General features: G+C 31.6%; 25 protein-coding genes and 1 riboswitch. Of the genes, 11 read left to right on the top strand and 14 right to left on the bottom strand.

Going from position 1 to position 24,440, the window contains the following annotated elements:
• The first annotated feature begins 21 nt into the window (after positions 1 to 21).
• Entirely contained in the window at positions 22 to 537 is a 516-nt protein-coding gene (locus Q0772_RS12535; protein ID WP_298345283.1) for a hypothetical protein, read from the top strand.
• A 76-nt stretch (positions 538 to 613) separates the two neighbouring features.
• On the opposite strand, the gene Q0772_RS12530 is transcribed toward Q0772_RS12535, so the two are convergent.
• Positions 614 to 910 carry an N-acetyltransferase gene (locus tag Q0772_RS12530; protein ID WP_298345280.1) on the bottom strand — a complete coding sequence of 99 codons (297 nt, stop codon included), beginning with the start codon at positions 908 to 910 and terminating at the stop codon, positions 614 to 616.
• Between the two features lie 113 nt (positions 911 to 1,023).
• Here Q0772_RS12530 and Q0772_RS12525 point away from each other — a divergent pair, with 113 nt between their 5' ends.
• Together Q0772_RS12525 and Q0772_RS12520 are read left to right on the top strand one after the other, a co-directional pair.
• Positions 1,024 to 1,689, top strand: a complete 666-nt coding sequence (locus Q0772_RS12525; RefSeq protein WP_298345277.1) for an alpha/beta hydrolase — start codon at positions 1,024 to 1,026, stop codon at positions 1,687 to 1,689.
• Between the two features lie 35 nt (positions 1,690 to 1,724).
• Positions 1,725 to 2,651 (top strand): lytic transglycosylase domain-containing protein, encoded by a 927-nt coding sequence (locus Q0772_RS12520; protein ID WP_298345274.1) that lies wholly within the window; start codon positions 1,725 to 1,727, stop codon positions 2,649 to 2,651.
• A gap of 41 nt (positions 2,652 to 2,692) precedes the next feature.
• Here the strand turns inward: Q0772_RS12520 and Q0772_RS12515 are convergent, their stop codons facing one another.
• Positions 2,693 to 3,271, bottom strand: coding sequence for a DUF2892 domain-containing protein (locus tag Q0772_RS12515; RefSeq protein ID WP_298345271.1), 579 nt, complete (start codon positions 3,269 to 3,271; stop codon positions 2,693 to 2,695).
• 292 nt (positions 3,272 to 3,563) lie between these two features.
• On the opposite strand from Q0772_RS12515, the gene rpmH reads away from it, so the two are divergent.
• Both rpmH and carB read left to right on the top strand, forming a co-directional pair.
• The gene (gene rpmH, locus Q0772_RS12510; RefSeq protein ID WP_042244185.1) at positions 3,564 to 3,725 is read left to right on the top strand and encodes a 50S ribosomal protein L34; all 162 of its coding nucleotides are present in this window, start codon (positions 3,564 to 3,566) and stop codon (positions 3,723 to 3,725) included.
• 114 nt (positions 3,726 to 3,839) lie between these two features.
• Entirely contained in the window at positions 3,840 to 6,695 is a 2,856-nt protein-coding gene (gene carB / locus Q0772_RS12505; RefSeq protein WP_298345263.1) for a carbamoyl-phosphate synthase large subunit, read from the top strand.
• A gap of 67 nt (positions 6,696 to 6,762) precedes the next feature.
• Here the strand turns inward: carB and Q0772_RS12500 are convergent, their stop codons facing one another.
• From Q0772_RS12500 to Q0772_RS12475, 6 genes are all read right to left on the bottom strand, one after another.
• Entirely contained in the window at positions 6,763 to 7,305 is a 543-nt protein-coding gene (locus Q0772_RS12500; RefSeq protein WP_298345260.1) for a YceI family protein, read from the bottom strand.
• Between the two features lie 49 nt (positions 7,306 to 7,354).
• On the bottom strand, positions 7,355 to 7,738 hold the full coding sequence (locus Q0772_RS12495; protein WP_298345257.1) for a hypothetical protein: 384 nt from the start codon (positions 7,736 to 7,738) through the stop codon (positions 7,355 to 7,357).
• 31 nt (positions 7,739 to 7,769) lie between these two features.
• A complete protein-coding gene (locus Q0772_RS12490) occupies positions 7,770 to 8,618 on the bottom strand; it encodes a DUF5777 family beta-barrel protein (protein WP_298345254.1) in 849 nt (282 codons plus the stop codon).
• 13 nt (positions 8,619 to 8,631) lie between these two features.
• Positions 8,632 to 9,549 carry a DNRLRE domain-containing protein gene (locus Q0772_RS12485; protein WP_298345251.1) on the bottom strand — a complete coding sequence of 306 codons (918 nt, stop codon included), beginning with the start codon at positions 9,547 to 9,549 and terminating at the stop codon, positions 8,632 to 8,634.
• Positions 9,550 to 9,561: 12 nt separating this feature from the next.
• Complete coding sequence (locus Q0772_RS12480; protein ID WP_298345248.1) at positions 9,562 to 9,936, bottom strand: hypothetical protein; 375 nt, start codon at positions 9,934 to 9,936, stop codon at positions 9,562 to 9,564.
• A gap of 153 nt (positions 9,937 to 10,089) precedes the next feature.
• Complete coding sequence (locus Q0772_RS12475) at positions 10,090 to 11,163, bottom strand: hypothetical protein (protein WP_298345243.1); 1,074 nt, start codon at positions 11,161 to 11,163, stop codon at positions 10,090 to 10,092.
• Between the two features lie 107 nt (positions 11,164 to 11,270).
• Between Q0772_RS12475 and Q0772_RS12470 the strand changes: the two genes are divergently transcribed.
• Genes Q0772_RS12470 through Q0772_RS12460 form a run of 3 tightly spaced genes read left to right on the top strand, consistent with a single transcriptional unit; the run spans position 11,271 to position 15,025 of the window.
• Complete coding sequence (locus Q0772_RS12470) at positions 11,271 to 11,795, top strand: sigma-70 family RNA polymerase sigma factor (RefSeq protein WP_298345240.1); 525 nt, start codon at positions 11,271 to 11,273, stop codon at positions 11,793 to 11,795.
• A 46-nt stretch (positions 11,796 to 11,841) separates the two neighbouring features.
• The gene (locus Q0772_RS12465; protein WP_298345237.1) at positions 11,842 to 12,753 is read left to right on the top strand and encodes a FecR family protein; all 912 of its coding nucleotides are present in this window, start codon (positions 11,842 to 11,844) and stop codon (positions 12,751 to 12,753) included.
• Positions 12,737 to 15,025, top strand: a complete 2,289-nt coding sequence (locus Q0772_RS12460) for a TonB-dependent receptor plug domain-containing protein (protein WP_298345235.1) — start codon at positions 12,737 to 12,739, stop codon at positions 15,023 to 15,025. Before Q0772_RS12465 ends, Q0772_RS12460 begins: the two co-directional genes overlap by 17 nt.
• 10 nt (positions 15,026 to 15,035) lie before the next feature.
• Here the strand turns inward: Q0772_RS12460 and Q0772_RS12455 are convergent, their stop codons facing one another.
• The 5 genes from Q0772_RS12455 to Q0772_RS12435 all read right to left on the bottom strand — a co-directional run bounded on the left by Q0772_RS12455 (position 15,036) and on the right by Q0772_RS12435 (position 20,123).
• Positions 15,036 to 15,575 (bottom strand): acyl-CoA thioesterase, encoded by a 540-nt coding sequence (locus Q0772_RS12455; RefSeq protein WP_298345232.1) that lies wholly within the window; start codon positions 15,573 to 15,575, stop codon positions 15,036 to 15,038.
• Between the two features lie 172 nt (positions 15,576 to 15,747).
• Positions 15,748 to 17,067: a DNA recombination protein RmuC gene (gene rmuC / locus Q0772_RS12450; RefSeq protein ID WP_298345229.1), complete on the bottom strand. Its 1,320-nt coding sequence runs from the start codon at positions 17,065 to 17,067 to the stop codon at positions 15,748 to 15,750.
• A gap of 84 nt (positions 17,068 to 17,151) precedes the next feature.
• On the bottom strand, positions 17,152 to 17,946 hold the full coding sequence (locus tag Q0772_RS12445) for an ABC transporter ATP-binding protein (RefSeq protein ID WP_298345226.1): 795 nt from the start codon (positions 17,944 to 17,946) through the stop codon (positions 17,152 to 17,154).
• A complete protein-coding gene (locus Q0772_RS12440) occupies positions 17,946 to 18,977 on the bottom strand; it encodes an iron ABC transporter permease (protein WP_298345223.1) in 1,032 nt (343 codons plus the stop codon). Before Q0772_RS12440 ends, Q0772_RS12445 begins: the two co-directional genes overlap by 1 nt.
• On the bottom strand, positions 18,978 to 20,123 hold the full coding sequence (locus Q0772_RS12435; RefSeq protein ID WP_298345221.1) for an ABC transporter substrate-binding protein: 1,146 nt from the start codon (positions 20,121 to 20,123) through the stop codon (positions 18,978 to 18,980).
• A gap of 69 nt (positions 20,124 to 20,192) precedes the next feature.
• Positions 20,193 to 20,377, top strand: a riboswitch (cobalamin riboswitch).
• 29 nt (positions 20,378 to 20,406) lie between these two features.
• On the opposite strand from Q0772_RS12435, the gene Q0772_RS12430 reads away from it, so the two are divergent.
• The 3 genes from Q0772_RS12430 to Q0772_RS12420 all read left to right on the top strand — a co-directional run bounded on the left by Q0772_RS12430 (position 20,407) and on the right by Q0772_RS12420 (position 23,609).
• Complete coding sequence (locus Q0772_RS12430) at positions 20,407 to 22,236, top strand: TonB-dependent receptor (protein ID WP_298345219.1); 1,830 nt, start codon at positions 20,407 to 20,409, stop codon at positions 22,234 to 22,236.
• A 3-nt stretch (positions 22,237 to 22,239) separates the two neighbouring features.
• Positions 22,240 to 23,265: a DUF5074 domain-containing protein gene (locus tag Q0772_RS12425; protein ID WP_298345217.1), complete on the top strand. Its 1,026-nt coding sequence runs from the start codon at positions 22,240 to 22,242 to the stop codon at positions 23,263 to 23,265.
• Positions 23,266 to 23,450: 185 nt separating this feature from the next.
• Positions 23,451 to 23,609, top strand: a complete 159-nt coding sequence (locus Q0772_RS12420) for a hypothetical protein (protein WP_298345214.1) — start codon at positions 23,451 to 23,453, stop codon at positions 23,607 to 23,609.
• Between the two features lie 101 nt (positions 23,610 to 23,710).
• Here the strand turns inward: Q0772_RS12420 and Q0772_RS12415 are convergent, their stop codons facing one another.
• Positions 23,711 to 24,436: an adenine nucleotide alpha hydrolase gene (locus Q0772_RS12415; RefSeq protein ID WP_298345212.1), complete on the bottom strand. Its 726-nt coding sequence runs from the start codon at positions 24,434 to 24,436 to the stop codon at positions 23,711 to 23,713.
• Between the last annotated feature and the right edge of the window lie 4 nt (positions 24,437 to 24,440).

Raw genomic sequence — 24,440 nt, 5'->3', positions numbered from 1 at the left:
AGTAATTAATCATGCCCCAATATGAAAAAATTACTTTTAAGCCTATGTTGCGCTATACTACTGGTTAGCTTTACCAGTTGTTCTACGGATGATACACAAGATTCTAATGATTCATCAATTGTTGGCGTTTGGACACTAAATGCTTGGAATATTGAAGATGGATTAGATATGAATAATGATGGTATAGCAAGTACAAATCTTTTAGATGAGATTGATTGCTCTAGAAACGAAACCTTGTTTTTTGATAAAAACGGTGTAGTTTCATTGAATACAACATTTAATCCTGATTTAAATATTTCATTACTAAATAGCGAAACCAACACATATAATTTTGAAATTACTTGTGATACTGATGGAATTGTAAGTTTAGCTACTGAGTACACTATTGAAAATTCAATGATTACAATTGGAGAAAGTGTAGCAGAGATTGAAGGTGGTCAAATATTTTTAGTATTTGAAGATAGAATAAAAATTTACAATGAAGATTTTACTCAAGTAATAGAAACAAAAGATTTAACTTTGGTTTACAATAAGTAATCATTAAGCAAATAAATAAAATAAAAAGCCGAAACTTAGTAGTTTCGGCTTTTTATTGATAAGGCGTTTAGTGCCTCTATATTCTAACACCTACTGGAAGCATGCGTTTATATTTTCTATTACTTCTTACAAATTTAGCAATGGAAGGGCATGTTGGCATAACGCTTAAATTGCGTGATGCAACTTCTTCAAAAACAAGCGATAAAAATTCTTTTTTAAAATCTTCACTTTGTATGGATGCAGGTATTATTAATTTGGTTAAAAAGATTTTTCGTTCTTGTAGAGAGTATTCAATTATTGCTAAATCATTATCAACTTTAATTTCGAATTGACGTAAAAAATCATTATCAATTAATTCTGCAGCTTCAACCATATTGTATATTTTTAGTTCTAGGAAATTTAAAATAGTGAGTACTATTTCTCTAACTTTGTGCAAAATTACAAAAAAAAATCATTAAAAGAAAGTAAGTTAAAGGTTAATCCCTTATGGTTCAGCAGATAATACATGTTTATTTAATGCCAGGAATGGCAGCAAGCTCCAAAATTTTTGAGCATATAGAATTACCAGAAAATGCATTCCAATTGCATTATCTGGAATGGATAATACCGCTTGATAATGAAAGCTTGAATGATTATGCAAAAAGATTATCTCAAAGCATAAAGCATAAAGATATTGTTTTATTAGGGGTTTCTTTTGGAGGTGTTTTGGTACAAGAAATGAGTCAACATGTTTCAGTAAAAAAACTTATTATCGTATCAAGTGTTAAGAGTATGCGAGAACTACCAAAAAAAATGCTTTTAGTAAAAGCGACTAAAGCTTATTTGTTGGCACCTACACAATTGGCTAGTAAAATTGATGTTTTTGAGAAATATGCCTTTGGTAAAAATATAAAAAAACGTTTAGAGCTTTATAAGATGTATTTATCAGTAAACGATAGTAAATATTTAAGTTGGGCTATAAAAGAAATGGTGTGTTGGCAACAAGTTGCATTTCGTTCAGATATCATTCATATTCACGGTGATAAAGATTCTGTATTCCCAATAGAAAATATTAAAAATGCTATTGTTATTAAAAATGGCACTCATATTGCTATCATCAATAAATACAAATGGTTTAATGAAAATTTACCTCGACTAATTCTAGGTAGCTAAACTATTTTTTTTAATTTTAGGAAAAACTTATTACAATGAAGATTATACAGAAAGCTCTGGCGTTTGTGGGATTATTAAGTTTGTGTGCGCTATTTATTTATGCACTTCAAGACGCGCCTACCGATGAAAATTTTGAAACTAAATTAATAAATGATTATAATGTTTATGCGCTACAAGTTCCTGGAGATTTGAATTTTGCTGGCGAGCCTATGCCACTAGAGAATCCAGATATCTTAGAGCGTATGGATAGAGAATTACTTGTTAATACTTACTGGCAATCAAACGGTTTATTAATGTTTAAACGTGCTAAAAAATATTTTCCCGTTATAGAACCTATATTGGCTAGACATGGTGTACCAGATGATTTTAAGTATTTGGCAGTTATAGAAAGCGGATTAACTAATGCTGTTTCCCCTGCAGGAGCAAGAGGAGTGTGGCAAATTATGCCTGCAACAGGAAGGGAAAACGGATTAGAAGTAAATAAAAATGTTGATGAACGCTATCATTTAGAAAAATCTACAGAAGTAGCTTGTCAATATTTATTGGAGGCTAAAAATAAATTGGGGTCTTGGACTCTAGCTGCAGCAGCCTATAATGCTGGTAATGCAGGAGTCTCAAGACGTTTAAAGGAACAAGGGGTTTCAAATTATTACGATTTGCTTTTGGGAGAAGAAACAGGTCGTTATTTGTTTAGAATTGTAGCCTTAAAAGAAATATTGTCTAACCCTAAAAAGTATGGGTTCAATTTTAGAGATAAAGATTTGTATTCTTATGTTCCAACATATAGAGTTGAAGTTGATACTGCTGTAACAGATTTTACACAGTTTGCAGCACGTTTTGGAATTAATTACAAACTCTTAAAATTACATAATCCATGGTTGCGAGAGCCACATCTTAATAACAAATCTCGTAAACAATATTATGTTGAGATTCCCAAAGAAGGTTTTTATTCCTTAAATTAAAATAAATTTTAAAGTATAAGAGTTATAAGTTAGAGTAAGGTTTACCTTGCTCTTCTTTTTTGCGACCTGATAGAGCCACCTGCACCAAAATGCTGGTTAGGGCCAACAGCTTGTTTCATATTTTGCTTCATCATTTTTATCTGATCTGTTAGCATACCCTGTTTGTCAAGTTTTTGTGCTTCAGCGAGTAATTTCTGTGCCTCTTGTTTTCTACGCTTAGAAAATGCAATACCAGCTAAGTTTAATTTAGCCATAGCTAAGTCATGATCCATAGATAATCCTAACGAAATAGCTTTCTTAAAATACTTTTCTGCTTCATTCATATTATCTTGGGAAATCATAATACCATGTAAATAATTATAATAACCTTGTTGTTTCTTAACAAGTGCGGCTTCAGGATTTTTAATTTTATTCAACCACTTTTTAGCACCGGGAAAATCTTGTTTACGCAATCTTAAAAATGCTAATAATATAAATTCATTTTTAAAGTATAAGAAAACAAAGATTAAAGCTAGAAAAATTAATGCAATACCATTTCCTATATAACTTTCAGTAAATTGATACACTGCATAACAAAGAATTCCAGCAGCTATAATAAGTTTTATATTTTTATTGAACATGACGTGTTTTTAATGTAATTAAAAGCATCTTTGTTTATAATACAAACTGCTTTTGAGTTTAAAGACTGCAAAGAAACTAAATTTTTATCAAAATAGGCGCATTGGTATTTTATTAAATGTATGCTAATCCCAAATAAATAAAGGTTTACTAAGGTGTTTTAAACAAGTAAAAATATTTATTATTTTTTTTAAAAAATGATTTGCAAAGTAATAAAGGCTTTGTATATTTGCCCTCGGTTTTGATAAAGCCATCTATTTTAGAAATTACAATCAGTTTTAAAGATACAAGATAATGAGTAAAAGAACATTTCAGCCTTCTAAAAGAAAGAGAAGAAACAAGCACGGTTTCAGAGAAAGAATGGCTTCTGCTAATGGTAGAAAGGTATTAGCGCGTAGAAGAGCTAAAGGAAGAAAAAGATTATCTGTTTCATCTGAAACTAGACATAAGAAATAATGATTAACAATTGTTGATAATTTAAAGGTGTTACTTAAGTGTAACGCCTTTTTTTATATCTGCTGATTACTATTTTTGCAACACATTATAAACAACATATATAACCTCTAAAAAATGCCGAAAAATCCTAAATTAAAATCGATATTAATTATTGGCTCAGGACCTATTGTTATAGGACAAGCGTGTGAGTTTGATTATTCAGGGTCTCAATCTTTAAGATCCTTAAGAGAAGATGGAATTGAAACCATATTAATTAATTCCAATCCAGCAACCATCATGACAGATCCTTCGATGGCTGATCATGTGTATTTGTTGCCTCTTAATACAAAATCGATTATAAAAATTTTAAAGGAGCACCCTCAAATTGATGCGGTTTTACCAACCATGGGAGGTCAAACTGCTTTAAATTTATGTATTGAAGCTGATGAGAAAGGAATCTGGGAAGATTTTAATGTAGAACTTATAGGTGTAGATATTAATGCAATTAATATAACCGAAGATAGAGAGCAGTTTAGAGAGCTGATGGGTAAAATAGGTGTTGGTATGGCTCCACAGGCTACAGCAACATCTTTCTTGAAAGGAAAAGAAATTGCTCAAGAGTTTGGGTTTCCTTTATGTATTCGCTCGTCTTTTACTTTGGGAGGCGCTGGAGCAGCCATTGTTTATGAGGAAAAAGACTTTGATAAATTATTGCGTCACGGATTAGAGGTGTCTCCGATTCATGAAGTAATGATTGATAAAGCAATGATGGGCTGGAAAGAGTATGAATTAGAATTACTTAGAGATAGGAATGATAATGTTGTAATTATCTGTTCTATTGAAAATATGGACCCAATGGGGATTCATACAGGAGATTCAATAACAGTAGCTCCAGCGATGACACTTAGTGATAAAACGTTTCAAAAGATGCGTGATATGGCTATAAAAATGATGCGTAGTATTGGTGATTTTGAAGGAGGGTGTAATGTGCAATTTGCTGTTAGTCCTGATGAAAAAGAAGACATTATTGCTATTGAAATTAATCCACGTGTATCGCGCTCGTCTGCTTTGGCAAGTAAAGCAACAGGTTATCCTATTGCAAAAATAGCAACAAAATTAGCTATAGGCTACACGCTTGATGAATTAGATAACCAAATTACAAAATCTACTTCAGCCTTATTCGAGCCAACTTTAGATTACGTGATTGTAAAAATACCACGTTGGAATTTTGATAAGTTTGAAGGATCAGATAGAACTTTAGGACTTCAAATGAAGGCTGTTGGAGAGGTTATGGGAATTGGACGTTCTTTCCAAGAGGCACTTCATAAAGCTACTCAATCTTTAGAGATTAAAAGAAATGGCTTAGGAGCTGATGGTAAGGGGTATAGTGATTATAACCAAGTTATTGATAAGCTAACTAATGCAAGCTGGGATCGTGTTTTCGTTATATACGACGCTATTGCTATGGGAATCCCATTGAGTCAAATTTATGATATCACAAAAATAGATATGTGGTATTTGAAGCAATATGAGGAATTATTCCAGTTAGAAAAAGAAATTTCAAAATATACTATTGATACATTAGATAGAGACTTATTACTTGAAGCTAAGCAAAAAGGTTATGGAGACCGTCAGATTGCTCATATGCTAGGTTGCCTAGAAAGTCAAGTGTATAATAAGCGAGATGAATTTAATATTCAACGTGTATTTAAATTGGTTGATACTTGTGCTGCTGAGTTTACAGCAAAAACACCATATTACTATTCTACTTTCGAAAATACTATAGAAACTCCAGAAGGAGAAACTTATGTGCATAATGAAAGTGTAGTTACAGACAAAAAGAAAATAGTAGTTCTTGGTTCTGGACCAAATAGAATTGGCCAAGGTATTGAGTTTGATTACTGTTGTGTACATGGTGTTTTAGCGGCTGCTGAATGTGGTTATGAAACTATTATGATTAACTGTAATCCTGAAACGGTATCTACAGATTTTGATACAGCAGATAAATTATATTTTGAGCCCGTATTCTGGGAACATATTTACGACATTATTCGTCATGAAAAGCCAGAAGGTGTTATTGTACAACTTGGAGGGCAAACAGCGCTTAAACTTGCTGAAAAATTAACCAAGTACGGTGTTAAAATTATTGGTACTAGCTTTGAATCTCTAGATTTAGCTGAAGACAGAGGAAGCTTTTCTAAGTTATTAAAAGAAAACAATATTCCTTACCCAGAATTTGGAGTAGCTGAAAATGCAGATGAAGCCTTGGCTTTAGCAGATGAATTGGATTTCCCTATTCTAGTAAGACCATCTTATGTATTAGGAGGGCAAGGGATGAAAATTGTAATCAATAAAGAAGAGTTAGTAGAACATGTTGTTGATTTACTCAGAAAAATCCCTAATAATAAACTCTTATTAGATCATTATTTAGATGGCGCTATAGAGGCAGAAGCTGATGCCATTTGTGATGCAGATGGAAATGTTTATATCATCGGAATCATGGAGCATATTGAGCCATGTGGTGTGCACTCTGGTGATTCTAACGCTACTTTGCCAGCATTTAACTTAGGGGATTTAGTGATGCAACAGATTATAGATCATACACATACCATTGCTAGATCTTTGAACACAGTAGGATTAATCAATATACAATTTGCTATTAAAGATGATACGGTTTACATTATAGAAGCTAACCCTAGAGCTTCTAGAACGGTACCTTTTATTGCAAAAGCTTACAAAGAGCCTTACGTAAACTATGCAACTAAAGTGATGTTAGGCGAGAAGAAGGTAACGGATTTTGATTTTAAACCACGATTAGAAGGTTATGCTATAAAACAACCTGTATTCTCATTTAATAAATTCCCGAATGTAGACAAGCGTTTAGGACCTGAAATGAAAAGTACAGGGGAGAGCATTTTGTTTATAGATAGTTTAAAAGATGATGAATTTTACGATTTATACTCACGTAGAAAAATGTATTTGAGTAAGTAAATTTTATTCAAATAAAAAAAGCCGCATTAAGCGGCTTTTTTTTTATGGTAGTATGATAGAATTGGGGCTACCTCTTTTTCAAATCAAACTTATAAGTAATTTGTACCTCTTCAGATACCTTATCTCTGACTATTCTGGGAATTTTTATATCAAAATCAGATACAAGAACTTTAAAATTTCCTGAAGCTGAAATTAAATCATCTTCCTTATTTAGGCTAATAACCACATCATTAACCTGTTTCGTTTTTCCATGAAATGTTAATGTGCCATCTAACTTAAATTCCAATTCAGAATTCAACATATCCATAGAAAAGTCTTTGATTTTTCCTTTAAATGTGGCCTTAGGATACATATCGGATTCAGCATAGTTTTCATTAAAATGTTCTTCCATTAAAGCATTTTTAAAACGGAAACCTTTTACAAAAACCAAAGCTGCAAATTCGCCATTATCAGAATTTAATATAGCTGTAACTGAATTATTTTCAGCCTTTACCTCTTCAACAGAAGGCACAGATGCTTCAAAATTTATAGTACCAGTTTTAGTTAAATATTTTGACTGAGCAAAACTATTTATACTAATTAAGGCTATGAGATAGATTATTTTTTTCATATCAATTTTATTGATTTACAGCAAATTACTTGCCAATATGTTTAAACTACTATTCTTCTAATAATCCATCATCTTTCCATTGCTTAATCATGTCCCTTAATTCAATACTCATTAAACCAGCACGAGGCATAGGATTTGATGCATTATTTGTACGGGCTATAATACGATCTATTCTACCACTTACCTGACTGTAAGTTGTTAAAGAAAACGGAGCGCCATTAGTAGTTGTACTTCCATGACATTGATTACAATTGTTAGTCATAATACTTCTAATATCAGCATTATAAGTAATAGCTGTTGGATTTGGATCCATTTCTTCTTGTTGTTCCTCTTGCTCTTCTTGCTCTTCTTGTAAATCATCATTACTATCGCTAGAACAGTTGAAGATTATTAGACACAATGCTAAAGCATAAATTAATTTTGTAGATTTCATAGTTATTGTTTTTATTGTTATTATTTTTTAATTAGAATCTCCTGCTTAGATTAAACCCAAAATATACGTCACCATCTAACCAGTCACCTGTTCCTTGGCCTAAAAAACCATTGGTATTCATAGCTTGAGCATTAGAAAAATGCATTTGGAAAACGTGCCCTCCTGTTTCTAAATCAAGCCCTATTGATAATGGATTTTTAAATGGGGAGTTACTAGCTCTATTTAGGTGTAAACCATAATCAGCATTCACAGACCATCGCTTTCCTAATTTGTAACGACCACCAAAGCCTAAAGCAAATTGAGAATTACTTTGTTCATCCATTTGTACATAATTATCATGGAAAAATGTTGGGGCTAGTTCAATAGAAAAATCGGTATTTATTTTTCTTGAAATTAATATCTGAGCAGTATATCCTAATCTGTGTTTAAACTTTAATAAAGGTAAATTTTCTTTCTCCAAAGCTGTATTAATCAATAATGCGTTAAATCCAACTATTGTAAAAGGAAAGCCATTTTCTTCTTGTCTTACCAATCGATATTTAGCTGTAACATCGTAAATTTTCAGAAAAGAACTTCTAGAAACCCCAATATTTATAGCATCAGTAATTCCATAAACAAAATGAATTCGTGTTACTGCTTCATCTAATCCAAAAAAGGTATCTATACCATTTTTTACGCTTCCAAACCTATGGGATACTATAAAAGTAAGTTCGTCTTTAGCTACTAATTTTGTGGATTCAAAATTTACAATTTTCAGACCTTTAAAAGCGGCAGTTGCATATTGACCTTCTGTTGCATTTGTATCTATTTCATCAAGTAAATCATCTTGAGCATCAACAAAAAGTGGTGTTAATAGGAATATTATTAATAAGTACTTCATAAAAAATTAGTGTTTATAATTTAATCAACTTCTTTGTTTTAGCTTGTCCAAGAGTAGATACTTCTAACAAATAAATCCCTTTTTCTAATTTAGAAATATCAGCTTTTTCTTTATTACTAATAGTTTTATTTTCTACTTGTTTACCTAATACATCATAAATCTTTAATGTAGCTTTAGAAATATTCTGTGGAAGACTTAAATGAATATAATTGTTTGATGGGTTTGGGTACATAGAAAAATCAGACAATAAAAATTTTTCAGTACTTAAAGTACTGTAATTAACAGTAAGTATTGGAGCAATACCAGAGTCTTTACTTCCCAATTGTCTTGCGCTTCTATTATTACTCTCGTCTCCAATTAATATTAATCCGTTATTCATGCTTGGTGTGTCTAACCAATTTTGGACAACCGAGACAAAAGTTGGATTGGTTAAAAAAGTATAGTTTCCTGTGTCAACAAAATTTAATGAAGCCATGGGAGTATTAGAAAAATCGCCTCCGGGTGTTGTCCAAGTTGTTGAGCCTTGCATAGCGCTATTCCATGTAGCATCATTTGCACTAGCAGTACCCCCAGTTCCACCACCTGTAGAAGTGCCTTCTCCCCAATCTCTTGTAAGTTGATGAATAGTATAAGTTTGAGTGCCTGCACCACCTGAAGGAACTTTATTGACGTTAACCGTTAGGCTTACACTGCTTATATTGGCTCCAGAAGGGATGGACGATAAATCAAATTTTATTAAAGCTCTCCTATTATTATTTCCATTTCTACCACCCGTTTGACCAGAAAATAAATTTCCTAATGCATTGGAATTATTGTTTTCACTGTAAATGGAATTGTCTTTTTCTGGAGTTAAGTTTGCCGTTTGACTTGGCAAGTTTACAGAACAGCAAATAGCTATTAAGATTAATGATTTAAGTAAAATTGCTTTCATAAGAGTTTTGGTTTAATTAATAATATAGCATTGATCGAGTTTAACCTGTTCCAACAAATCATCATAACCAATGCAACGTCCTTTAATTTTAATATTTGCGTTTAATGAAGCATTTTGGTTTTGTAAAAACTGGCAAAATACATCATGGTTTAAAGTTAAATCTTTGCTATTCGATTCTGTAACAATACCAGTTAATTCAATAGTTTTATTTAGGTATTTTTTTTCTGAATCTTTTAAATTAGTCTTGAAGGTATTTACAATTTGCTCTGGTGTTATTGAAAATTCCGGTTCCTCTGAAGCAATATCACGATGGTCTTGATACATGTAATTGTAGGCAAGAAGAGTAATGGCTAATAGGGTAATAATAATTAGGATTTTCTTTTTCATGTTTTAGCTTATAATGCCTTTAATAATTTATTTTAAATACTGCTCCAGTTAATTAAAACCGAAGCAGTTTTTAGCTAGTTCCAAGGATTTAGGTAAAACTTGGGTGATGTTTTTTCTTTTTCATAGAAGCAAATCACTAGCTTAATATTTTATTTAATCACAAATGTTATTATATCGTAACCTGTCACTATTACCAACTCTAAAATCAACTCTTTTATTTGTATACTCGGACATCTCGTGCAATCTCCAAACATTGTTACATAATGGCAAACCAGGAATGTTTATCGTAACATTTATGTTATTGTGAGAGCCAGTCGCTATCCAAGTGCCATAAGCACTTGTGTTTCCCCAATAAACGCCTAAACTTCCGTCTGGAGAGAAGTTAAATCTGTATCCATTATAAGCATTGTCATAGTTTGTATTATCACGATCTAATTGATCTACCAGCCAACCATTACAGTTTGTTAGTGTGTGTGTTAATTCTTCTACATTACATGAGTCACAATCATCGTCATTATAATCAAAGTCATCATCTTCATCACAATCATTTTTATAATTATTAATGCTATTTTCAAGTTCAATTAAATTGTTTAGCATTAGTTCTGTACCATCAGAAAGTGTAACATCAATAGGAAAGTTAATTGTAGTAATTAGGTTTTGAGTTAGATTTTTTAAAAATTGGTTTAGCTCATAATCTGATGTAATCGATGCGGTTTCTATAGCTTCATTTTCTTTATTAAAAGTTGAAGTTGTTATGGGATATTTAAAGTCTAAACATTCAATATCATCATCAAATTCATTTTCGCCATTACAATTAATAGAATAACTATTAAGTTCAGTGTCATTATTTATTATGATTTCAGAAAAGTCTTCTGAAACTATGGTTATAGGGTAAGTAATTTCCAAAACATCAACATCATCGTCTTCATCATCAAAAATATATTCAATAATATTATATGCTTCAGATGAGTTTACAAGAATGTTCTCCCCGTTTACGGTTACATTCAAAGGAAATTTAATGCTAAAACAATTAGACTTATCAATTATATTATCAACAGAACCATCATTACTAGATACATTTTGCATTAAAATGGCAACAGACGAATTTGAAATTAAAGTCTCATCAGCCGGCGTTTCAATAAGCTCCATATCTTCTTTCCTACATGATGATACTATGATGCAGGAGAGAAGAAAGCATAGGGTTAATATCTTATAATGTACTTTCATATTTCAATTAGATAAAAGGCCTGTTTTATTATATAACAACTTCACCTTTAAAATTCCTGAAAGGTTTTAAAATATTTATATATATTTAGAAAAATTATTAATAAAACTTGCCAGAAAACCCTAGTAAAAATATTTGTGAAACGCGCATTTTTGAGGGTGTTTATAAAGCTCACTCCAAAGACCTGCATAATTTTTTATACTATAAATACGGATCACAAATTAATCCAGAAGATAAAACTCAAGAAGCTTTTGTTAAACTTTGGGATAGTTGTAAAACAGTTACTTTGGCTAAGGCAAAATCATTTCTGTTTACGGTAGCCAATAATTTGGTGCTAAATGATATTAAGCATCAAAAAGTAGTTCTAAATTATCAGAAGAAACCCCAAAAATCGTATACCAACGAAACGCCAGAGTTTCTTTTAGAGCAAACCCAGTTTATGGAAAAATATAAAAAGGCTTTGCAAAATTTAAGCGAAGAACAGCGTGTAGCGTTTTTATTGAATAAAGTTGAAGGCAAAAAACATGCTGAAATTGCAGAACAATTGGGTGTTACAAAAAAGGTTGTTGAATATAGAATTTATACTGCTTTTGGTAAACTAAAAGAAGCGTTAGAAAATTTTAACATAAAATAATCAGGAGTTTTAAAGATGAAGTTGTTACATAGTAAAGTGCTTTAGCATGGACAAAGAATATTTGATAAAAAAATGGCTTAATAATGATTTAACAGATGCCGAAAAAGATGCATTTGATAGTCTTGACGACTCCAAGCTTAATCTTGCTATTATTGAAACTTCAAAACAGTTTAAAGCATCTGAGTTTTCAAACGCTAAAGACTTTAACACCTTCCAGAAGCATTATAATTCGTATAAGAAACCTACTTTGAAATTGCATTGGCTTAAACCAATGTTACAAATGGCAGCTGCTTTTGTTATTGGTTTTGGAATTTATTATTACGCTTTTTACAACAATTCATCATCATATAAAACTTCAATAAGCCAGAATATGGATGTTATACTTCCTGATAATTCTAAGGTAAAATTGAATGCTAATTCTCAATTGGATTTTAATCAAGATAACTGGAAAGATAATAGACAGGTAAAACTGAAGGGTGAAGCCTATTTTGTTGTTGAAAAGGGAAAAAAGTTCGATGTTGTTACCAACAATGGGACTATAACTGTTGTGGGAACAGAATTTAATGTAAAGCAACGTAATAATTATTTTGAGGTTAAGTGTTTTGAAGGTATAGTAAAAGTAACCTCAAATACGTTAGAGAGAACTTTACATGCAGGGGAAACATTTCAGTTTTTAAACGGTGTTTTAGTTGAAGAAAAAACAACTTTAAAAACGCCACTTTGGCTTGCTGGTGTCAGTAGTTTTAAATCGGTGCCATTTAATCTTGTTATTGAAGAGTTTAAAAGACAGTATAGCATTAGCGTAACGTTTGAAGATGTCGATTTAACTAGACAATTTACTGGCGGTTTCAACCATAATAACCTAGAACAAGCACTTTTATCTATCACCAAGCCCATGGGTTTATCTTATGAACTAAGTTCATCGAACCATGTAATAATCCATGAAAATAAAGAATAGCCATTATTTTATTTTAAACTTATTTTTATTTGTATGTACTTTTGCAGGTAGCGCTCAAGAGCATGATGGAAAAGTAGCTTTAACATCTGTTCTAACTACTATTCAGGATCAATATGGATATCAATTCAATTATGCTAAAGATGTTGTAGAGACTTATAGAATTAGTTTACCATCAAAAGATTTAACGTTTGAGGAAGTCATACAGTTTTTAAAAAATCATACAGATTTAAAATATACCATTATTGGTAGTAGTTTCGTATTGGTAACGCCACCTAATAAAACCTTAAAAGATAACTTACAGCAATTACCAGAAGTCATTGTTCCAAGTTATATCATAAAGGGAATCAGTAAGTTGAATACAGGTGCATTTAAAATTGATTTTTCTAAATTCACAATGCTTCCAGGTTTGATTGAAGCAGATGTATTACAGTCTATACAGGCATTTCCAGGTATACAGAGTATAAATGAAAATGTATCAAATATTAGTATCAGGGGAGGAAGTCACGATCAAAATTTAATCTTATGGGATGGTGTTAAAATGTACCAATCAGGACATTTTTTTGGTTTGATTTCAATGTATAATCCACAAATAACTGAAGATGTTTTATTGTATAAAAATGGATCTGATGTTAGTTATACAGATGGTGTATCAGGAACTATTTTGATGAAAACTGATAACGAAATTAACTCTGACTTTAAGGGCAATATAGGTGTGAATTTTATTGATGCTAATGGTTTTGCTGATATTCCTATAAGTAAAAGATCTTCTATTCAAGTAGCGTTAAGAAAGTCTATTAGCGATTTTATTCAAACACCGGCTTATAACAATTTTTTTGATAAGATTTCTGAAGATACCGAAGTGGAAAACTCAATGAATACCGTTATGAATTCCGATCAGGAGTTTGATTTTTATGATGTGTCATTTAGATGGATATACAAGCTTAGTGATAAAGATGAGTTGCGTATTAATTTCATTAATGTAGCTAACGAATTAGTTTTTAATGAAAACACAGAGGATGAATCCAGACAAAGTAATGTAAATCAGAATAGTATTGCAGGTGCTGTTCATTACAATAAAATTTGGAACTCTAATTGGCAAACCGCTGTTGAGCTTTATGAAACAGATTATAAATTGAAGGCAGTAAACGCTAATATTGCTGATTCACAGAGGTTTTTGCAGGAAAATATTGTTTCTGAAACCAGTTTTAAATTGAAAAATCAGTATCAATTTTCTGAAAATATAAGTTTTCTTGGAGGTTATCATTTTGTAGAAACAGAAGTGACTAATTTAGATGATGTGGATGTACCAAGATTTAGGTCTTTAATCTCAGAGGTTGTTCGTACCCATGGTCTGTTTTCTCAATTAAATTATAACTCTTTTGATAGGCGAACAGTACTTAATGCAGGGTTAAGATTCAATTATATTGGTAAATTTAAAAAGCAAATATGGGAACCACGTTTAAACTTTTCTCATAAGTTTCTTGATGGTTTTAATGTTGAGGTTCTTGGAGAAATGAAGCATCAAAACACATCGCAAGTAATCAATTTTCAAAATGATTTTTTAGGCGTTGAAAAGCGAAGGTGGCAACTCTCAAACGACAAGGATATTCCTGTAATTAGAAGTCAACAAGTTTCTTTTGGTGTAAATTATAGTAAACGCGGTTGGCAAATTAGTGCTGATGCTTATTACAAAAAGGTTAAGAATATTACGGCACAAAGTCAAGGATTTCAAAATCAATTTGAATTCGTTCAGGCGATAGGGGATTACAAGGCTAACGGTGTTGATTTTATATTGAGAAAACAAGTAAATAATTTTAATATTTGGTTAAGTTATGCTTTTTTAAACAGCGATTATCAATTTGAGACATTCTCAGAAAATGAATTCCCAAGTAATTATAATATAAGGCATGCTACAACTTTAGGAACCACTTATACTAATAGAAATTTAAGAATTTCAACAGGATTAAATTGGTTTTCTGGTAATCCTACTACGCTTCCTGTTGCTGGAAATGAAATTGTTAATAATAATATTAATTTTGAACCTAGTAATAGCAGTGAGTTAAAAGATTATTTAAAGCTAGATATCTCCGCTTTATACCATATTAACCTAGGGCTAAAAACTAAAGCTGATATTGGAGCATCCGTTTGGAACCTTTTTAATAGAAACAACCAAATAAATAACTTTTTTAGAGTTAATAATAGTCAAGTAGACGAAACTTTACAGACATCTTTGGGTTTTTACCCTAACCTTTTAATGCGTGTTTATTTTTAAACTTATCAAGTTAATGAAGCTCAATTTTAGCGTTCTGAGTTTCAATAAACTCCAAATGCTCTTCCATTTTAAACGCCGAAGCATTAAATTTAGTAGATCGTTTTCTTGCTTGCTCTTGTCTAGCAATACTTCTAGCAAAACGACGAACACTTTGCTCAGTATCTAAAATTAAACCAGGAACCTTAGCATTTTTACCATTTTCATCTTTAGCTACCATTGTAAAATATGAAGAGTTACAATGTTTTATTTCTCCAGTTCTAATATTTTCTGATTCTACTCGGAGTCCAACTACCATAGAGGTTCTACCGGTATAATTTACAGAAGCTTTTAGTGTAACCAATTCGCCTACCTCAATAGGGTTTAAAAAATCTACTCTATTTACAGAAGCCGTTACACAATAATGATTAGAATGTTTAGAAGCACATGCAAATGCTATTTGATCCATGAGGTTTAAAATATGACCACCATGTATTTTTCCACTAAAATTTGAATGTGATGGTAACATGAGTTCGGTAATTGAAACTTGTGATTCTTTAGCGTGCTTAAACATAAACGAATTAATCTTTAATTGAAGGAGGTTTCAAAATAACAATATAAATTGATAAACATCAAGACCAGGTTTTATTTTTACTAAGTTGTAAATGATTTAGAAGTTAAAAAATGATTTTGATAGATATCAGAGATAAGGTTGTCAAAATCATAATTCATTTAGGGTTTAAAAATTATTCGTCCTCTTCAGCGCGTTTTATGATAGCTTCAGGTAATGATTTTTTAGCTTTAGCCCCCATTTTTTTTAGTTTTTCAACACTAGTGATCAGATTGCCTCTGCCTTCAACTAATTTGTTCATAGCTGAGGAATAATCGTTTTTTGCAGCGTCAATCTTTTTACCAACACCAGTTAAATCGCTAACTAATCCTTCAAACTTATCATAAAGAGCTCCAGCTTGTCGTGCTATTTCTATAGCGTTTCGTTGTTGTTTTTCATTATTCCACATGGTGTCTATGGTACGAAGCGTAGCTAGTAGAGTTGAAGGGGTTACAATTACAATATTTTTTTCAAATGCTTTATTGTAGATGGTATTGTCCTCATTAACAACAATGGCAAATGCAGGTTCTATAGGTATAAACATCAAAACAAAATCGGGAGATTCAATATCATATAAATCTTGATAATTCTTTGCTGAGAGTTGTTCTACATGTTTTCTAATAGAGTTTACATGGGCTTTTAAGTGGGCATCTCTATCGTCATCCTCTGCATTTACTAAACGTTCATAATCTGTTAAAGACACTTTGGAGTCGATAATCATTTTTTTACCATCTGGTAAATGTAATACCACATCGGGCATCACACGTGAGTTATCATCTCTTGTAAAACTTTGTTGCACAAAATACTCTCGGTCTTTCTCTAAACCCGATTTTTCTAAAACACGTTCTAAAACCAATTCACCCCAATTACCTTGCATTTTGCTATCGCCTTTTAAGGCTCTAGTTAAATTGGTAGCTTCTTTAGTCATTTGTTGGTTAAGGTCTTTTAAACCCAATAATTGCTCTTTTAAAGCAGAATGCATACTGATACTCTCTTTTTGAGAGGCTTCTACTTTTTTCTCAAACCCTTGTATTTTTTCTTGAAGCGGATTTAAAATGTTTTTAATATTTTCCTTATTCTGCTCCGTAAACTTATTAGATTTTTCTTCTAATATTTTATTGGCTAACAATTCAAAATCCTTTCGCAATTGCTCTTGGCGTTCTTCAAGCTCCTTATCGCGTTTTAAGTTTAGCTCTTGAAGGTTTTCATATTCTGAGTTTTTTCTAGCGAGTTCAGTATTTAAGAATTCTTTTTCACGACGAATATCTTCACGTTCATTTTCAATCTTGCTAAGGTTTTGTCTTAGCTCGTCAATAGTACTTTGCATTTGGTTTTGACGTTCTTCTAAAGTGCTTTGTTCACTTTTGTTTTTAAGTTTTGAGAAGTAGTTTCCTAAGAAAAAACCAATTGCTGCAAAAAGTATAGCAGCTAGAATTATGATTACATTATCGTTCATGTAACAAATATCAAATAACAAAAACCAAATTCCAAAAAGTAGTGAAGTTATATTTTATAAATACTCCTTTATCGCAAATGAATATTATTTCTTAACCCTAAAACTTCCCGTTTTTTCATCAAAAGCAATTAAATCTTTTGGAAACAAGTTTTGAAAAACACCTTTAGCAATTAAATTACAGGGTTCATCTGAGACAACGTTCTTGTCTGTCATTACAATTAAATTATCACAGAGTTGAATGGCTAAATCGATTTCATGAGAAGAAAATAAGATGGTTTTACCAGTGTCTTTAGTTAGTTTTTGAAGCAATTTTAAAGTATAGGCTTTATGATACATATCAAGATGGGTTGTTGGTTCATCTAGAATAATTAAATCAGTATCTTGAGCTAAAGCTCGTGCAATCATCACTTTCTGTAATTGTCCGTCACTAAGCTCATAGCATTTTTTGTTTTTTAGATTTTCGATATTTACTTGCGAAATAGCTTCATAGGTTACATTAATGTCTTCTTCTGATAGGTTTCCAACCCAATTTGTATAAGGTTGTCTGCCTAAAGAAACAAGCTCAAAAACAGACAGGTTTTTGGAGGCAACAGGTTCGGTTAAAACTAAACTCATCACCTTTGCTAAATCAATTTCTGAGTAATTTTCAAGTGGAACATTATTAATATCAATGCTTCCTTTGAGTGGATTTTGAACTTTGGTAAGGGTTCTTAGAAGTGTTGATTTTCCTATACCATTGGCACCTATTAAACCAATTAATTTTCCTTTTTCTAATGCAATATTTATATTAGAAGCAACAATAGTTTTTTTCTTTTTTGAAACATAGCCTACCTCTAGGTTTTTGGTTTTTAAGATGATATTTTTATTTAAATTATTCATTAAAAAACCATTTTTCGTTGTCTTATCAATAACCAAATAACTACTGGAGCACCAACTAAAGATGTTATGGCATTAATAGGTAAAGTAAAATCACTGTTAGGTAGTTGTGAAATACTGTCGCAAATAAGCATAACAATAGCACCGAATATGAATACTGCTGGCAATAATATTTTATGATTTGAGGTATTAAACACTTGCCTTGTAATATGCGGTATAGCTAGACCAATAAATGCTATTGGCCCTGTAAAAGCTGTTATTGTTCCGGCTAATAAACTGGTGGAGATGATAATAGTAAGGCGGCTTTTTTTGATATTTAAACCTAAACTTTTTGCGTAGTTTTCTCCTAGAAGTAAAGTGTTTAATGATTTTATAGATAGTATAGCTAATAAAATTCCAATACTATAAACTATTAAAAGCACAGAAACATCTTCCCATGATAAGTTGCCTAAACTGCCAAAACCCCAAAAGATATATTGTTGTAATTGTTCTGCTGAACCAAAATAGGAGAGTACGCTTACAATGGCAGCAGTAATGCTTGCAAACATTAATCCTATTATAAGAATTGCCATGGTGTCTCTAACTTTAAGGGATACAATTAAAACCGCAAGTAGTACTAAAAAACTTCCTAAACTCGCTGCAATTACTAAACCCCATTTTGAGATAAAAAGAGATGCTAAAACGCCACCAAAAATACTAGAACCTAGAATAACTAATGCAACGCCTAAACTTGCTCCAGAGCTAATACCTAAAACAAAGGGGCCAGCCAATGGGTTTCTAAATAAGGTTTGCATTAGTAAACCAGAAATTCCTAAACCAGAACCCACAATAATTGCAGTTAGTGCTTTTGGTAATCTGTAGTTTTGAATGATATGTTGCCAGGTTTCCTGATCTGTTGCGTTACCTAAGAGGCTGTTAAATATATATTTGAGAGGAATAGATACAGAGCCCAAACTAATATTAATGATAAAACACAACAGAAGAATACCTGTTAGAATAATAAAAGTAACTTGATATGTGTTTTTATTTGGCAATTATTCTAAAGGTTTGAAAAAATAAGGTTCATAGTTTTCTAGGAGTTCTGGGTGGCAAATTTTAATAATATCTTTTAAAACCAAATCAGGTCTAGCCATACCTAATTCATAATATATTACACCACCTTTATCTCCAGTTGTATTACTAAATGTATAAATATTTTTGTTTTTAAAAGCATCAAAAAGCTTGTGATTTTCGTTACTGTTTTTAAGGCTTTCCATACTAGAATAATTAGATGGACTCAACCAAATATCGGCTTTTTTAGCGTTTACAAAAACAGACTCAAAATTTAATTTTAGGCTTCCAGAACCTTCTGTGTCACCCCAAAGATAGTTTACATTGGCATCTTTTAAAAGTTGACCTTCAGTACTCGTGCCATTGGGTAAATACCATACATCATTATGCATAGCGCCGCTTAAAACTGTTGGTTTAGCTGTAATATTTTTTGCAAGTGCTTTGGCTTGTAAGTAATCTTTTTCTATTTGATTAAAAATTGAATCTGCCGCTTTCTCTTTGTTGTAAAGCACACCAAAAAACTTAATCCATTCGGCTTTTGCTAAGGGCGACTGCTCCACCCAATCGCCATTAAAAATAACTGGAATTCCAGATTTTTTTATAGTTTCCAAAGACCGATTTCCACCGTCTATACCAAAACCAACAATTACGTTTGGATTCAACTCTAATATAACTTCTGTATTTAAGCCCTCATTTTTACCCAGCTCTCTAATATTGCCCTTATCGATTAGTTGTCTTATGGATTTAGAAGAAATATAATCTGTTCCAGGAAAACCTACAAGCGTTTTTTGAACCCCCAGTAATTCTAATGCAGGAAGATGTGTTGTTGATGTAACTACTGCATTTTCGATTGGTGTTATAATAATACCATCATACGCATCCTTTATAAAAGAAGTTCTAGCTAGATTCTCTTTTGTTATAACCACATATTTATAACTTTTTTCAGCTTTAGGCCAAGGTTTTAACACTTCAACTAAAGTAAAATGGTCATGTTTCGTTATTGAAAACCCCTTTGAGTGTTTTAGTTTAATACGTTCTGTGTTAAAATTGGGTAATTTGGTATTAACTGTTTTTTCTTCTTTACAGGAAAAAATAATAGTTAATGCAAAAAATAAGACAAGCTTTCTCAAAATTCAATTTTTAATCTTTTCAAAAGTAATATTATTAAATGTTTTTAGTAATAGATTAAACATAATGTTTACTTTTGTTTCGAATTTGGTTTCTTTCGAAATGAATTAAAAGGGAATCTGGTTAAAATCCAGAACTGTTCCCGCAACTGTAAGCTATAAAGCTTCATGTTATACTTCTATGTCACTGTCAATTTGATGGGAAGACCAACATGAAGACGCAAGTCAGGAGACCTGCCATTTTCATCATCTAATAGAAACTCTCGGGTAAAGGGTTTTACAGATTATGAGACACAATATTTTTATACTATTATTATTTTCTACAGGTTTTTGCAATCTTGCTCAAGCACAACTAGATGCTATCCAAAAATTAGATGAAGTTGTTTTAAGTGATACTAAGTTGGTGCAATACACTACGGGAATTAAAGTTGAAAAACTTAAAGATTCTATAATTAATAAAAACCCCGTTTCTCTTACTGGATTACTTGCGTTTAATTCAAACTTATATTTTAAAGAAAATGGTTTTGGGATGGTCTCATCTCCTTCTTTTAGAGGTACAAATGCCTCACAAACTGCTGTAATTTGGAATGGGATAAATATTAACTCCCAATTAAACGGACAAACAGATTTTAATACCATAAATACCACAAATTTTGATGCTATAGATATTCGAAGTGGCGGAGGTAGTGTACAATACGGAAGTGGTGCTATTGGTGGCAGTATTCATTTGAATAATAATTTAGAATTTACATCTCATTTTGATACACAGCTTAGGTTGGCGTATGGCAGTTTTGATACTAGAATGACTAATATTTCTTCATCTTACGGCAATTCAAAATTCACTGTAAACGCAGGAATTGCCTATATAGATTCCGATAATGACTATAAGTATTTGGGGACAGATAGTGTTAATGAAAATGGTGCTTTTAACAATGTAAACTTCAATTTGAATTTAGGATATTTTATATCTGAAAAAGATGTTTTAAAACTATACCATCAAAGTTATAATGGCGAAAGGGAGTTTTCGGGTACTTTGGTAGCGCCTTCTAACAGCAAGTATGAGGATGAAAATTACAGAACCATGTTGGAGTGGACACGCATTTCTGGAGCGTTTAGTTCTAAATTAAAAGCTGTACACCTAAACGAACGTTTTAAGTATTTTGAAAATAAGGCGAATAATCTCTTTTCTTTTGGAAAGGTAAATACATGGCTTTTTAACCATAATTTAAATTATCGGGTATCAAATACATTACAGTTTAGGAGTATTTTAGAATTTAGCCGTTTTGATGGTGGTGGCAGTAGTTTTGGGGATCCTAGGCGTAATGCTTTTTCTGCCACAATGTTAATGAACCATAAGCCTACAACCCGTTTTGAGTATAATTTGAATCTTAGAAGGGATGTTACATCCGATTTTGAAAATCCGTTTTTGTTTTCGGTAGATGGTGCTTATCGAGTTTCAAATACATACGCCATTCAATTTAATGCCTCTAAAAACTTTAGAATTCCAACATTTAATGATTTGTATTGGCAACCAGGAGGTAATTTGGATTTAAATCCTGAGCAGTCGTATCAGTTAGATTTAGGGCATACTTTAGATTTTAAAGCCTTTAATTTTAAATTAAACACCTATTATATAGCTACTGAAGATTTAATACAATGGCGCCCTGATAATTCTGGGGATTGGATGCCAATTAATGTTGCTAAATCTCAGAGTTACGGTGCAGAAATAGAAGCGTTTTCTAAGATTAAATTAAAATTAAATCACCTTAGTTTTAGCGGGCGTTATTCCTATACAGTTTCAGAAAATATTGAGACAAAAAAACAACTCATTTATGTACCATTTCATAAAGGTAATGTATCGATTGCTTATAATCATGCCGTATTTTCTATGTTTTACCAACACCAATTTAACGGAGAAGTTTTAATTATAGGGGATAGGTTAAGTGGCTATAATGTGGGTAATATAGGTTTTGGATGTCTTATAAATAAAAACGGAAAGGTACACTATGATATTAATCTTAGAGTAAATAATTTTCGTGATAGAGAATATCAAAATGTGGCGTTACGGCCCATGCCAAATAGAAATTATCAAATAATAACAACAATTAAATTTTAAACAATGAAACTTAACAAATTATTACTTTTAACCTTTTCAATAGGTCTGTTTTTTACATCATGTACTAATGATGACGATACACCTGTACTTCCAAGAGGCGATTACGAAAACGGATTATTAATTTCTCATGAAGGGAGTTTTACTGATGGTGTAGGAACAGTTTCTTTTATATCAGATGATTTTACAACGGTAGAACACAATATTTTTTCAAATGTGAACGGTAGAACTTTGGGTACAGTTGTACAAAGTATGGTATTTAATGGTGACTTAGCTTATATTATTTCAAACGTATCTAACCGAATAGATATAGTTAACAGATACACTTTTGAATCTGTTGCAACTATTGATACAGGTTTAAGTAACCCACGTTATATGGCTGTTTCAAACGGAAAAGGCTATGTTACCAATTGGGGTGATTTTACACCTGCTGATGATGATTATTTAGCAGTAATAGATTTAACAACAAATACTATTATAGATACAATTAGCACGAGTTATTTGCCAGAAGAAATTATAGCGCAAGGTGATCAAATTTTTGTAGCTACAGGTGTTTTTGGTTTAGGTAATAGCGTTGATGTTATTAATACAATTACCGATACTTTAGAAGAAAGTATTACTGTAGGTAACTCACCAAACTCACTACAACTTGATGCTGACGGCGATTTATGGGTGTTGTCTTCAGAAAATTTAATTGAGATAAATACCACTACCAATGAGGTTATAAAAACTGTTGAATTAAATAATAGCATAACAGCACCGTCTAAATTGAATTTTGATAGTGGTAATTTATACCTGTTTTCAGGAGGTGCCGTTTATAAAATGGAAGCTACAGCTACTACACTTCCAGAAACTGCAGAAATTGAAGGTGTGAGTTTTTATGATATGAGTGTTAGAAACGGTGTGTTGTATGGTTTAGATGCCAAAGATTTTCAAAGTGCTGGTACGTTAACAACGTATGATTTATCTACTAATACTGAGATTAATACTGCAACATTAAGAATTATTCCTGGAGAGGTTTACTTTAACTAATATTGAAGACTTTTTACGTTTTTAAAACTAAGAGACTAAGATTTTATATAAAATAACCTATAAGGTCTTAAAGACCTTATAGGTTATTTATTTTTAAACAATTTTGAAACAGTTTTTTTGTGAAATGAACCTGATAAGTGAAAGTTTTATATGTAATACCGACTACACTAGCTAAATGACTACTTATGAAAATACTTGAATACTTAACCGGTCAAGGTGGTATAATGATTTTAGCCTTAATTGCTTTAACTGTATTTGTTTTTAGGAAATATAAAGAAAGGCGCTATTTTAAAAGTGTTGAAAAGCGACTGAACGAAAGAGATAAAAAACGGTTTGATAATTAATTTAAACCTTGTTTGTTGTTTAAGGTATCAAATCATAGCAACAAACTATATAATTTTTAAATACTTTAAGACCTATCAGTTTTTAAAACATACAGGTCTTTTTATTTCGGTATTAAGTCACAATACCAAACCCCATATTTTTCTGAATCACTTTTACAAACAGAATTATCATCAGTTTTAGGTGTATCATATTCTCGATATACTTTTTCTCCAATTTCAAATGCTATTGGACTTTTAAAAATAGGACCATCAAAGCAAAAGGTATGAAATTCACCGTTTTCACCGCAAGGGTCTACACCTTCGGGTAAGTTATCTATAAAGTGCTTGTCTATAATAGTACCTACAAAATCTTCACCAAAATATTTTGAATTAGCACAAACAATAGTGGTTTTAAAGTCTAAATCTAAAAACTCATATAACAACGCCTTAGTATCTCTTTTCCATAACGGATACACAGCTTTTAAATCTTGTTTAGCTAGTTGTTTATCTCGGTAATCTCTTAAATCTTCAAGAAAAATATCTCCAAATGCAGCATGAGTAAAACCGTTTTGTTTTAGCTTAGAAACAGTTTCAGAGATTTTTTGCTCATAAATAGCCATACTTGGCATTTCAGGAAGTTTAATAACATTAGCGGGAATGCCTATAGCGTTAGTTTGTTCTATGAGCAATTCACTTCTCAATCCATGCATAGATACACGATTGTAATGACTGTTTACGGTTGTAATCAATTCATCAACAGCATAGCGTTCATCTTGTAATAAGTGGTATAATGCTAAGGCAGAGTCTTTGCCAGAACTCCAATTGAAATAGGTTTTTTGTTTTTTCAAATAA

It is taken from the genome of uncultured Algibacter sp., assembly GCF_947490405.1.
GTDB lineage: Bacteria > Bacteroidota > Bacteroidia > Flavobacteriales > Flavobacteriaceae > Algibacter_B.
The sequence above is the reverse complement of the archived record's forward strand: the minus strand, read 5'-3'. Positions and strand labels throughout refer to the sequence as shown.